The organism is Streptomyces xiaopingdaonensis (assembly GCF_000262345.1).
Lineage (GTDB): Bacteria > Actinomycetota > Actinomycetes > Streptomycetales > Streptomycetaceae > Streptomyces > Streptomyces xiaopingdaonensis.
Window position 1 is genome coordinate 1 of sequence record NZ_AJTQ01000017.1, and the last position, 12583, is coordinate 12583.

Here is a 12583-nt window from a genome sequence, read left to right on the forward strand (position 1 = left end):
GCGGCGGCTTCGAACTCGCCCTCGCCGCCGACCTGATCGTCGCCGCACCGCACGCCGAGTTCGCGCTCCCCGAGGTGCGGATCGGCATGATCGCCGACTCCGGCGGGGTGCTCCGGCTGCCGAGGCGCCTCCCGCGCGCGGTGGCGACGGAACTGCTGCTCACAGGGAAGCGCCTCACCGCCGCTGAGGCCGCTCGCTGGGGCCTAGTCAACGAGGTCGCGGAGCCGGGGGCCGTCGTGGAGCGCGCGGTGGCCCTGGCGGGGGAGGTCGCGCAGGGTGCGCCGCTGGCGCTCGCCGCCGTCAAGGAAGTCCTCAGGGAGACCGAGGCGTTGGGCGTGGAAGCCGGGTTCGCGCGGATGCGCAGCGGCGAACTCCCGTGCTACGGCACCATGTTGCGCTCGGCCGACGCGGAGGAGGGGCCGCGTGCCTTCGCCGAGAAGCGCGCACCGGTGTGGCAGGGCGCGTGAGCCGAACGCCCGCTGACAGCGGGGGAGTCGGGGCACCTCACGGTGTCGAGCGGAGCCGCCGCTCGACGCCGGCGAGGTGCACGGTCGACCAGGAGCGCGCCGCCTCCGCGTCGCCGTCCCGCAGCGCCGCGAGGATCTGCCGGTGCTCGTCGAGGGCCCGGCCGACGGCGCGCTCCCGCGCGAGACCGCGCCACACCCGGGCCCGCGTCGCCGGCGCCGCGAGCGCGTCGAGCAGCGAGTGGAGCACCGGGTTGCCGCAGGCGGCGTTGGTGCGGCGGTGGAACTCCAGATCCGCCTCGACGAGCTGCTCGACGGTGGAGCTCTCACTCAGCGGCTCCAACTGCGCCTGAAGGGAGTCGAGTTCGCTTTCGCCGATCCTGGAGCCGGCGAGCGCCGTCGCGGCCGGCTCCAGGATGCGCCGCACCGCGAGGCAGTCGAGTACGGCGTCGTCCCGCTGGAGCTCCACGATCGACCCCAGCGCCTCCAGCAGCAGTCCGGGGTCGAGGCTGGTGACGTACGTACCGTCGCCCTGGCGCACGTCGAGGACGCGCACGAGCGAGAGCGCGCGCACCGCCTCCCGCAGCGAACTGCGCGAGAGGCCCAACTCTCCTGCGAGCACACTCTCCTTGGGCAAGCGGTCGCCAGGTCCCAGCGCCCCGGAGACGATCATGCCGCGGATCTTCCCGATCGCCTTGTCGGTGACCGCCACAGCGCCGCCCCTCCCCGACCGCCAGACATCCGATGCCTTGCCATTATGGGGGTTTCCGCCCGGCGACTTCGCACCAACTCCTGCGGTAGGCGGTCCAGTCGGTTTCGTCAGCGGCGAAATCCACGTACGCCGCCGTACCGAACCGTTTGCGCCGCACGTCCCCGCGGCCGAGGCCCAGCCGGATGCCGCGCACCGCGGCCGGCACGGTCTCCGCCGAGGCGCGGTGCGCGAGGTTGTCGGTGTGGAAGAAGGGCAGCCCCATCAGGAGGTCGGTCCCGCGCGGTGTCGCCTCCAGGGCCAACTCCGTGAGGTGCGCGACGAGTCCGCCGTAGTGGCTCTCCGTCTGCATCCAGGTGTCGTACGACATCATCGCGATCTGGTCGACCCGCCGTGCGACCTCCCCGAAGTACCCCTGCGACCAGTACTTGCCCCGACCGCTCACCGCACCCAGGACCCGGTGCACCTCGGGCAGCGGGTCGATCTGGTGCGCCGCGACGGAGAGCACCCCGCCCGCGCGGGAGACCACGGGGCCGAGCCGGTCGAGGAGGCGCAGGAAGTCCTCGTTGCCCGAGTGCATCTGCTCCAGGTCGAAGTGGACGCCGTCGAACCCCGCCCGCATCACCTGCCGCGCGCTCGCCACCACCGCGCGCCGTGAGGCCGGATTGGCGAGGCGCAGCCCCTTTCCCGCGCGCTCGCCCGCCTCGTCGTGGACGAGGACGTCGCCGAGCCACGCCTGCACACGGACCCCCGGCAGCTTCTTGCGGACGGCGCGGAGCAGCCACGGGGACCGTCGGGCGCGGCTCGCGTCGAGGGTGCCGTCGTGCTCCAACGGCCCTGTGTGCACGTAGAGATCGCGCACGCCCGTCCCCTCGATGCGGCGCCCGAGGCGGGCGAGGTCCTCGTCGTCCTTGCGGCCGTCGACCCAGGCGTGGCCGAGCCAGACGGCGTCGCGACCGCGCGTGTGCGCGCCTTCGGGGAGGTCGCCCGCGTAGGAGAGGCGCAGCGCCGTCGCCGCGGTGGCCGCGGGGAGGAGGACGGCGGCGCCGAGCGCGGGCAACCCCCACAGCAGCAGCCTGCGCCGGAGCGTCGGGGACGTCGACGACGGCCCGCCGGCGTACGCCCGGCGCTCGGCCGCGGATTCCGTGGGCCCGCCCTCGACCGCCTCCGGCCCGTTCCCGCCGTCCGCTCGCCGCTCATCGAACATGGGTCGGATGCTGCCACGCGAAAGCGACGGCGCGATCCGGAACCCCGGAACGCGCCGCCGCCGTAAGGACGTCGACCGCGCGGTGTCAGCCGCGACGCTCGTCGAGTATCCGCTGCACCTTCCCGCGCACCTCGTCGGTGTCGAGCCCGCGGATGGTGAGCGTGGTGCGGCGACGCAGCACGTCGTCCGCCGTCTCCGCCCACTCGTGGTCGCGCGCGTAGACGACCTGCGCCCAGACCTCGGGACCGTCGGGGTGGATGCGCTCGCCGAGCGCCGGGTCCTCGTTGACGAGCCGGGCGATGTCGAAGGAGAGCGACCCGTAGTGCGTCGCCAACTGCCGCGCGGTGAGCGGGTCCATGCGCGCGCCCGGCTCGCGGTCGACGAGCAGACGGTGCGCCACCGCGTTCGGATTGGAGACGCCCGGCAGCGGAGTGTGGCGCACGAGCCGCTTCACCGGCTCCATGTCCTCGGCGAGCGCCCCGCCGGGCAGCTTCGTCAGCTTGTCGAGAACCGTGCGCCCGATGTGCCGGTACGTCGTCCACTTGCCGCCCGCGACCGAGAGCATCCCGCCGCGCCCCTCGCTGACGACCGTCTCGCGCTTCGCCGACTCGGTGCCGCCCGGACCGCCCGGCAGCACCCGCAGTCCGGCGAACGCGTAGGTCATCAGGTCGCGATCGAGGTGCTCGTCCCGCACGGAGAACGCCGCCTCGTCGAGGATCTGCTGGATGTCGGACTCGGTGGCGCGTACGTCCGCCGGGTCGCCCGTGTACTCCTCGTCCGTGGTGCCCAGCAGGAGCTGGTCCTCCCAGGGGAGCGCGAAGGTGATCCGGTACTTGTCGATCGGCGTCGCCATCGCGGCCTTCCACGGCGCCTTGCGCTTGAGGACGAGGTGGGCGCCCTTGGAGAGCCGGATCGACGGGGCCGCCGCGCTGTCCTCCATCGCACGCAGGTGGTCGACCCACGGCCCGGTCGCGTTGAGGACGAGCCGTGCGTCGATGCCGAACTCGGTGCCGTCGAGGCGGTCCCGCAGTTCGGCACCCGTGACGCGGCCGCGGGTGGTGCGCAACCCCGTGACCTCGGCGTGGTTGAGCACCACGGCGCCGGAGTCGACGGCGGCGCGGACCGTCATCACCGCCATACGCGAGTCGTTCATCTGGTGGTCGCCGTAGACCGCGACCGCCTTGAGGTTCTCCGTGCGCAGGCCGGGGTTGTCGGCCGCGGCCTTCGACGGGGAGATCACGCGGCCGACGCCGTCACCGAAGGCCGAGAGCGCCGAGTAGGCGAAGACACCGGCACCGAGCTTCGCCGCCCCGTGCGGCCCGCCCTTGTAGACGGGCAGGTAGAACGTGAGCGGGTTGACCAGGTGCGGTGCGACGTCCTTCGCCAGCACCCGCCGCTCGTGGTGGTTCTCAGCGACCAGCTTCACGGCGCCCGTCTGCAGGTAGCGCAGGCCGCCATGCACCAGCTTGGAGGACGCGGACGACGTGGCTCCGGCGAAGTCGCCCGCGTCCACCATGGCCACCCGCAGCCCCGACTGCGCGGCATGCCAGGCGACCGAGGTGCCCAGGATGCCGCCGCCGACGACCAGCAGGTCGTACGTCGCGTGCGCGAGCAGGTCCCTGGTCTCGGTGCGGCCGGGGTTGCTGCCGGCAGCCGGGTGCGTCCCCAGTGCGGGGGCGCTCAGCGGGGTGTTCATCTCTCTCAGCTCTCCTCTTCAAGCCAACCCATGGTCCGCTGCACGGCCTTGAGCCAGCTGTTGTACTCGCGGTCCCTGACGGCCGCGTCCATTTGCGGTGTCCACTCGGCAGCCCGCTTCCAGTTGGCGCGGAGCTCGTCGGTGTCCGACCAGAAGCCGACGGCGAGCCCGGCGGCGTAGGCGGCGCCGAGGCAGGTCGTCTCGGCCACCATCGGGCGGACCACCGGCGCGTCGAGCACGTCCGAGATGGTCTGCATCAGCAGGTTGTTCGCTGTCATGCCGCCGTCGACCTTGAGCGAGGTCAGGTCGACGTCGGAGTCCTTGTGCATGGCGTCGACGATCTCCTTCGTCTGCCACGCGGTCGCCTCCAGCACGGCGCGCGCGAGGTGCGCCTTGGTGACGTAGCGGGTCAGCCCCGCGATCACACCGCGCGCGTCCGAGCGCCAGTACGGTGCGAACAGGCCGGAGAACGCCGGCACGAAGTAGGCGCCGCCGTTGTCGTCGACGGAGCTCGCCAGCGTCTCGATCTCCGCGGCGCTGTTGATCATGCCCATCTGGTCCCGCATCCACTGTACGAGGGAACCGGTGACCGCGATCGAGCCCTCGAGCGCGAAGACCGGGTCCTGGTCGCCGATGCGGTAGCCGACGGTGGTCAGCAGGCCGTTGTACGAGTTGACCGGCTCGTGCCCGGTGTTCATCAGCAGGAAGGTGCCGGTCCCGTACGTCGACTTCGCCTCGCCGATCTCGTAGCAGGTCTGTCCGAAGAGCGCCGCCTGCTGGTCGCCGAGCGCGGAGGCGACGGGCAGGCCCGCGAGGTCGCCCGTGGCCTCGCCGTAGACCTCGGCGGAGGAGCGGATCTCCGGCAGCACCGACATCGGCACCCCGATCGAGGCGCAGATCTTGGGGTCCCAGCTCATCGTGTGGAGGTTCATGAGCATCGTGCGCGACGCGTTGGTCACGTCGGTGACGTGCACGCCGCCGTTGACGCCGCCGGTGAGGTTCCAGATCACCCATGAGTCCATCGTGCCGAAGAGAAGCTCACCCCGCTCGGCGCGCTCCCGCAGCCCCTCGACGTTGTCGAGCAGCCAGCGGATCTTCGGCCCTGCGAAGTACGAGGCGAGCGGCAGTCCCGTCTCCCGTCGGAAGCGGTCCTGACCGACGTTGCGGCCGAGCTCCCGACAGAGCCCGTCGGTGCGGGTGTCCTGCCAGACGATCGCGTTGTGCACCGGCTCGCCCGTGTTCTTGTCCCACAGCAGCGTCGTCTCGCGCTGGTTGGTGATGCCGAGCGCCAGCACGTCCTGCTTGGTGATGCCGGCCTTGTCGAGCGCGCCCGTGACCACCTGCTGGACGTTCTGCCAGATCTCGGTGGCGTCGTGCTCGACCCAGCCCGGCTTCGGCAGGATCTGCTCGTGTTCTTTCTGGTCGACCGAGACGATCCGGCCGTCCTTGTCGAAGACGATGCAGCGGCTGGAGGTCGTGCCCTGGTCGATCGCTGCGATGAACGGGCCGGTGGAGTGGATGTCGCTCACGGTGTGCTCCGATGCTCGGTTGGTCTGTGGTTCTGCTCCGCGGCCGGCTCTCCCCGGTCGCCTGCGGTGCTGCTCACGGGGCGAAGGCGAGGTTGTAGAGCCCGCCGGCGAGAGCGGCGCCGATCAGCGGCCCCACGACTGGGACCCATGCGTACTGCCAGTCGGAGCTTCCCTTGTTGGGCAGCGGCAGCAGCGCGTGCACGATGCGCGGTCCCAGGTCGCGCGCCGGGTTGATGGCGTACCCCGTGGGCCCGCCGAGCGAGAGGCCGATGGCGAGGACGACGAGCGCGGTGATCAGGGCGCCGAGCGTGCCGAGCCCGTTCCCCTCGTCGTTGAGGCCCTGGGTGAGGATCGCGATGATCAGCACGAAGGTAGCGATGATCTCGGTGACGAGGTTCTGCAGCTTGTGCGGGATCTCGGGGGCGGTCGAGAAGACGCCGAGCACGGGGCCCGGCTCGTTGCTGGCCGCGGTGGGGCTTCCGTGGTCGAGCTCGTCGCCCGTGATCGGCGGCGTCGTGAGGTGGTAGCGGAACTGCCCGTAGTACGTCAGCCAGACGAGGACGGCGCCGATGATGGCGCCGAGCATCTCGGAGAAGAGGTAGAGCGGCACGTCGCTCCACTCCGTACCGCCCTGGATCGCAAGTCCCAGCGTCACCGCGGGATTGAGGTGGGCGCCGGAGACGCCGGTGGCGATGTAGGCGCCCGAGAGCACCGCCATGCCCCAGCCGAACGCGACGGCCACCCAGCCCGCCTCGTACGCCTTGGAGCGTTTGAACGTGACGGCGGCGACCACGCCGCCACCGAGCAGGATCAGCACCGCGGTGCCGACCACTTCCCCTACGAAGATGTCGGTGCTGGACACCCGCGACTCCTTTGTCCTTCGTCCAGAGGGAGCACGGACCTACGCGGCCTGAGCCACGAACCGGTCCCGCGTCCTTAGCCGTTCGTTGTTCGACAATGTCGACCAGTGATCGGCAGTTTTCTCTTTGGTGAAGCTTGCGTCAAGAGGGTGTGACACAGCACTCCATGGCCGTCCATCCTCACCGCACGACGCAACCGCGGCATCCGGGACGGCGCCAACCCGGTGGTTGCCGCCGCCTCCTGCTCCGCTGCCCGGGTCAGGCGCCCGAACCGGCGGGCCGGCGAGACCTCGGACGGGCAGGATCGGCCCGAGGAGGGGAACTGGGAAGGGGGTGCGCGGCAACCCCGCCGAACACGCCGGTCGGCGGTCCCTCGGAGCGTCAACTTCCGTTTGCCGGCCGGATCTAGACGGCGCCCCGCCCCGCCTGGAACCGCCCGGCGCCCAGGTCCCTGGAGATGGCCCGCGCGCAGTCGCGCACCGAGGCGACGATGCGCGCCCGCAACTCCCCGGCGTCGCAGACCCGCTCGACGGCGCCCGTCACGCCGACCGCGCCGAGGAGCAGCCCGCGCCTGCTGTGGATCGGCGCCGCGACGGAGGCGAGCCCGTCCCACGTCTCCTCGACGTCCGCGCCCCAGCCCCGTCCCTTCGTCAGCGCGAGGACCTGCTCCAGCTTCTTCGGGTCCGTGACCGTGTGCCCGGTGAACCGCCGGCGCTCGCCTTCGAGGACGTCGCTGTGGGCCACCGGGTCGTAGGCCGAGAGCACCTTGCCCAGGGCCGAGCTGTGGAGCGGCTGCATCGCCCCGACCTCCAGCACCTGACGGCTGTCGTCCGGCCGGAAGACGTGGTGGATGATGAGGACGCCCTGCTGGTGCAGGACGCCGAGGTAGACGCTCTCGCCGCTGGAGCGCGCCAGGTCGTCGGCCCAGACCAGGGCGCGGGCACGCAGTTCGTGCACGTCGAGGTAGCTGTTGCCGAGACGGAGCAGCTCGGCGCCGAGCTGGTACTTGCCGGAGAGCGGGTCCTGTTCGACGAAGCCCTCCTGCTGGAGCGTCCGCAGCAGCCCGTGCGCCGTGCCCTTGGCGAGCTCCAGCGTGGAGGCGATGTCCGAGAGACCGAGCCGGCGTTCACCTCCTGCCAGGAGACGCAGCACCGCGGCCGCGCGCTCCAGGGACTGAATGGTCCGGGCCATCGGCACCTCCCTGGCCTTTCTGTCGACGGACGTCCACAGGTCGACAATGTCGAACGGTATCCCTTACTGACGACCCAGCGGTAGTCGGACTTCAGCCGCGGAACGGGTGCAGCCGACCCCGCAGAGTGTCCGCTTGGCGGTACACCCGAGCGTCCTCTTGCGCCCGCCCTATACGCTGACCGGGTGCGTTGCATCGCCGATGGAGTCGATGATCACGCATAGCCGACAGCCGTCGCACCTCAGGGAGCACTTCCATGGCCTCGCCGAGCAGTACGTCCGCAGCCAACACCGCCAGGGCAGACGCCCTACGTCAGGCCCTCGCCGAACGCGTGGTGGTGGCCGACGGCGCAATGGGGACGATGATCCAGGCTCAGGACCCCAGCCTCGACGACTTCGAGCAGCTCGAGGGCTGCAACGAGATCCTCAACGTCACCCGGCCCGACATCATCCGCTCGGTGCACGACGAGTACTTCGCGGCCGGAGTCGACTGCGTGGAGACCAACACCTTCGGCGCCAACCACGCGGCGCTGGGCGAGTACGACATCACCGAACGGATCTTTGAACTCTCCGAGAAGGGCGTGCGGATCGCCCGCGACGCCGCCGAGGCGTTCGAGTCGGGGGACGGCCGCATGCGCTGGGTCCTCGGCTCGATGGGCCCCGGCACCAAACTGCCGACACTGGGGCACGCGCCCTACGCCACCCTCCGCGACGCCTACCAGCAGAACGCCGAGGGCATGATGGCCGGCGGCGCCGACGCGCTGCTCGTCGAGACGACCCAGGACCTTCTCCAGACGAAGGCGGCGATCATCGGCGCCCACCGGGCGATGGAGGCGGCCGGCTACCGGGTGCCGCTGCTCTGCTCCGTGACCGTCGAGACCACCGGCACGATGCTGCTCGGCTCCGAGATCGGGGCGGCGCTCACCGCGCTGGAGCCGCTCGGCATCGACATGATCGGCCTCAACTGCGCCACGGGCCCCGCCGAGATGAGCGAGCACCTGCGCTACCTCGCGCAGCACTCCACCATTCCGATCTCCTGCATGCCCAACGCCGGCCTCCCCGAACTGGGCAAGCACGGCGCCACCTACCCGCTCACCGCGCCCGAACTCGCCGACGCGCACGAGGGGTTCGTACGGGACTACGGCCTCTCGCTCGTCGGCGGCTGCTGCGGCACGACGCCCGAGCACCTGCGCCAGCTGGTGGAGCGCGTCCGTGGCGCGGAGCAGACGCAGCGCTCCCCGCAGCCGGAGCCGGGCGCCGCCTCGCTGTACCAGACGGTCCCGTTCCGCCAGGACAGCTCGTACATGGCGATCGGTGAGCGGACCAACGCCAACGGCTCGAAGAAGTTCCGCACCGCGATGCTCGAAGGGCGGTGGGAGGACTGCGTGGAGATGGCGAAGGACCAGATCCGCGAGGGCGCCCACATGCTCGACCTCTGCGTCGACTACGTCGGCCGGGACGGCGTCGCGGACATGGAGGAGCTCGCGGGCCGGTTCGCCACCGCCTCCACGCTGCCGCTCGTCCTCGACTCAACCGAGGTCCCGGTGATCCGCGCCGGCCTGGAGAAGCTCGGCGGCCGCGCCGTGATCAACTCCGTCAACTACGAGGACGGCGACGGCCCCGAGTCCCGCTTCGCCAAGGTCGCGGGCCTCGCGCGGGAGCACGGTGCCGGGCTCATGGCGCTCACCATCGACGAGGAGGGCCAGGCCCGTACGGCCGAGCACAAGGTCGCCATCGCCGAGCGGCTCATCGAGGACCTCACGACCAACTGGGGCCTCAAGGAGTCGGCGATCCTCATCGACTGCCTCACCTTCACCATCTGCACGGGCCAGGAGGAGTCCCGCAAGGACGGTATCCACACGATCGAGGCGATCCGCGAACTCAAGCGCCGCCACCCCGACGTGCAGACCACCCTCGGGCTCTCCAACATCTCCTTCGGCCTCAACCCGGCCGCGCGGATCGTCCTCAACTCGGTCTTCCTCGACGAGTGCGTCAAGGCCGGACTCGACTCGGCGATCGTCCACGCCTCGAAGATCCTGCCGATCGCACGGCTGGAGGAGGAGCAGGTCCAGGTCGCGCTCGACCTCGTCTACGACCGCCGCAGCGAGGGGTACGACCCGCTCCAGAAGCTGCTGGAGCTCTTCGAGGGCGTCGACACCAAGTCGATGAAGGCGGGCAGGGCCGAGGAACTCCTCGAACTGCCCCTGGAAGAGCGGCTCCAGCGGCGCATCATCGACGGTGAGCGCAACGGCCTGGAGGCCGACCTCGACGAGGCGCTCCAGGAGCGCCCGGCCCTCGACATCGTCAACGACACGCTCCTCGAGGGCATGAAGGTCGTCGGCGAGCTCTTCGGCTCCGGGCAGATGCAGCTGCCGTTCGTGCTCCAGTCCGCCGAGGTGATGAAGACCGCGGTGGCCCACCTGGAGCCGCACATGGAGAAGAGCGAGGACGACGAGGGCAAGGGCACGATCGTGCTCGCCACGGTCCGCGGCGACGTCCACGACATCGGCAAGAACCTCGTGGACATCATCCTCTCCAACAACGGCTACAACGTCGTCAACATCGGTATCAAGCAGCCGGTTTCGGCGATTCTGGAGGCGGCGGAGGAGAACCGGGCCGACGTGATCGGGATGTCGGGCCTGCTGGTGAAGTCCACGGTGATCATGAAGGAGAACCTGGAGGAACTGAACCAGCGGAAGATGGCGGCGGACTTCCCCGTCATCCTCGGTGGTGCCGCGCTCACCCGCGCCTACGTCGAGCAGGACCTCCACGAGGTCTACGAGGGCGAGGTCCGGTACGCGAAGGACGCCTTCGAGGGCCTCTCGCTCATGGACAAGCTGATGGACGTCAAGCGCGGCGTCCCCGGCGCCGAGCTGCCTGCGCTCAAGCAGCGGCGCGTGCCCAAGCGCGACCTCCAGATCGAGGAGCCCCCGCCCAACGACGGCTCCGTGCGCTCCGACGTCGCCGTGGACAACCCGGTTCCCGAGCCGCCGTTCTGGGGCAGCCGCGTCGTCAAGGGGATCGGGCTGCGGGACTACGCCGCCTGGATCGACGAGGGCGCGCTCTTCAAGGGGCAGTGGGGCCTGAAGGAGTCCCGCAAGGGCAACGGTCCGTCCTACGAGGAGCTCGTGGAGTCCGAGGGCCGGCCGCGGCTGCGCGGCCTGCTCGACCGGCTGCACACCGAGAACATGCTGGAGGCCGCCGTCGTCTACGGGTACTACCCGTGCCACTCCAAGGGCGACGACCTGATCGTCCTCAACGAGGACGGCTCCGAGCGGACCCGCTTCACCTTCCCGCGGCAGCGGCGCGGTCGCCGGCTCTGCCTCGCCGACTTCTTCCGTCCGGAGGAGTCGGGGGAGACGGACGTCGTCGGCTTCCAGGTCGTGACGGTCGGCAACCGCATCGGCGAGGTCACGCAGGAACTCTTCGAGGCGAACGCCTACCGTGAGTACCTCGAACTCCACGGCCTTTCCGTGCAGTTGGCCGAGGCCCTCGCCGAGTACTTCCACGCCCGCGTCCGCAACGAGCTCGGCTTCTCCGGCCAGGACCCGGCGCAGATGCAGGGCATGTTCGACCTCCAGTACCGGGGCGCGCGCTTCTCGCTCGGCTACGGTGCCTGCCCGAACCTGGAGGACCGCGCGAAGATCGCGGAGATGCTCCAGCCGGAGCGGATCGGCGTCGAGCTCTCCGAGGAGTTCCAGCTCCATCCCGAGCAGTCGACCGACGCCATCGTCCTGCACCATCCCGAGGCGAAGTACTTCAACGCCAGGTAAGCGCAGGACGTAGACTGATCGATCCGACAACAGGCCGGCCGCCCTCGCCGCACAGCGGGGCGGCCGGCCTTCTCGCCCCGTGGGAGGTGCATGCGGATGTCCAGTTCCGTCTCGGCGCTCGGCACCCTTCTGGAGGAGGGGCCGGGTCTACAGGCCGTCCTGCTCGACATGGACGGCACCCTGGTGGACACCGAGGGTTGCTGGTGGCAGGCCGAGCGGGAGGTCTTCGCCGAGCTGGGGCACTCGCTGCGGGAGGAGTGGCGGCAGGTGGTCGTCGGCGGGCCCATGGCGCGCAGCGCCGGCTTCCTCATCGAGGCGACCAAGGCAGACATCGGCCTGGAGGAGGTGAGCAGGCTCCTCAACGCCCGGTTCGTCGAGTGCGTCGCACGGATGGGTCAAAGCGTGCCGCTGATGCCGGGCGCTGGCCGGCTGCTCGCCGAGCTGGCCGAGCACGGGCTGCCCGCCGCGCTCGTCTCCGCCTCGCACCGCCACGTCGTCGACCACATGCTCGGCTCGCTCGGGAACGCCAACTTCGCCTGCACGGTGGCCGGTGACGAGCTGGTGCGCACCAAGCCGCACCCCGACCCGTACCTGACGGCCGCCGAGCAGCTCGGCGTCGACCCGCGCAGGTGCGCGGTGCTCGAGGACACCGCGACGGGGGTCGCGTCGGCGGAGGCGGCCGGTTGCCGGGTCGTCGCCGTGCCGTCGGTCGCGCCGATCGAACCGGCGCCCGGGCGGACGATCGTCCGATCGCTCGAAGAAGTCGATCTCGCATTTCTGCGCTCTCTGAGAGCGGTCGCGCACTGAGCGTAGGGAACGCCACGTGCCCTTCCCGCGGGGGAATAGCGGGGAAACCCAATGCGCCGGAGTGCTCATTTTCGGTGACTGTGGGGCCGTCAATTCCCGGCGTGCGCAGGTGAGTTGATCGTGTGATGTTCGTCACGGGAAGCGGTGTCGACAGGGGGCCGCGGACCTGCTCCGCGGCCCTTCGTGCGCTTCGGGCGGCTGTCCATGTGTCCGCATTGGTTCACCGAAGGTGCGGTACGTTCCCTTGTCCGTATAGCGGATGGTGGCGCGGCGATATCGGTGCGTGAAACCGCTCTGCGCCTTCCACTTCAAGGGGGGTCCGAGCGAACTACTAATGTCTGTTGCCCGGC

The 12583-nt window shown here is 70.6% G+C and carries 9 protein-coding genes; 3 read left to right on the forward strand and 6 right to left on the reverse strand.

All coding sequences use genetic code 11. From position 1 onward, the window contains the following. Positions 1 to 467, forward strand: a 467-nt coding sequence (locus UWG_RS0101005; RefSeq protein WP_016905341.1) for an enoyl-CoA hydratase-related protein, incomplete at its 5' end; no start/stop codon positions are given. 37 nt (positions 468 to 504) lie between these two features. Here the strand turns inward: UWG_RS0101005 and UWG_RS0101010 are convergent. The 6 genes from UWG_RS0101010 to UWG_RS0101035 form a co-directional block, all read right to left on the reverse strand. Continuing rightward, on the reverse strand, positions 505 to 1176 hold the full coding sequence (locus tag UWG_RS0101010; protein WP_016905342.1) for a FadR/GntR family transcriptional regulator: 672 nt from the start codon (positions 1174 to 1176) through the stop codon (positions 505 to 507). Positions 1177 to 1219: 43 nt separating this feature from the next. Beyond that, complete coding sequence (locus tag UWG_RS0101015) at positions 1220 to 2380, reverse strand: glycoside hydrolase family 18 protein (RefSeq protein WP_016905343.1); 1161 nt, start codon at positions 2378 to 2380, stop codon at positions 1220 to 1222. Positions 2381 to 2465: 85 nt separating this feature from the next. Continuing rightward, positions 2466 to 4076, reverse strand: a complete 1611-nt coding sequence (locus UWG_RS0101020; protein WP_016905344.1) for a glycerol-3-phosphate dehydrogenase/oxidase — start codon at positions 4074 to 4076, stop codon at positions 2466 to 2468. Between the two features lie 5 nt (positions 4077 to 4081). After that, positions 4082 to 5605, reverse strand: a complete 1524-nt coding sequence (gene glpK / locus UWG_RS0101025; RefSeq protein WP_016905345.1) for a glycerol kinase GlpK — start codon at positions 5603 to 5605, stop codon at positions 4082 to 4084. A 73-nt stretch (positions 5606 to 5678) separates the two neighbouring features. Further along, positions 5679 to 6467 carry an MIP/aquaporin family protein gene (locus tag UWG_RS0101030; protein ID WP_016905346.1) on the reverse strand — a complete coding sequence of 263 codons (789 nt, stop codon included), beginning with the start codon at positions 6465 to 6467 and terminating at the stop codon, positions 5679 to 5681. A gap of 403 nt (positions 6468 to 6870) precedes the next feature. Beyond that, on the reverse strand, positions 6871 to 7656 hold the full coding sequence (locus tag UWG_RS0101035; protein WP_016905347.1) for an IclR family transcriptional regulator: 786 nt from the start codon (positions 7654 to 7656) through the stop codon (positions 6871 to 6873). 254 nt (positions 7657 to 7910) lie between these two features. Here UWG_RS0101035 and metH point away from each other — a divergent pair, with 254 nt between their 5' ends. Both metH and UWG_RS0101045 read left to right on the forward strand, forming a co-directional pair. Then, positions 7911 to 11426 carry a methionine synthase gene (gene metH, locus UWG_RS0101040; protein ID WP_029391061.1) on the forward strand — a complete coding sequence of 1172 codons (3516 nt, stop codon included), beginning with the start codon at positions 7911 to 7913 and terminating at the stop codon, positions 11424 to 11426. Positions 11427 to 11522: 96 nt separating this feature from the next. Beyond that, positions 11523 to 12233: an HAD family hydrolase gene (locus tag UWG_RS0101045; RefSeq protein WP_016905349.1), complete on the forward strand. Its 711-nt coding sequence runs from the start codon at positions 11523 to 11525 to the stop codon at positions 12231 to 12233. Positions 12234 to 12583 lie beyond the last annotated feature (350 nt).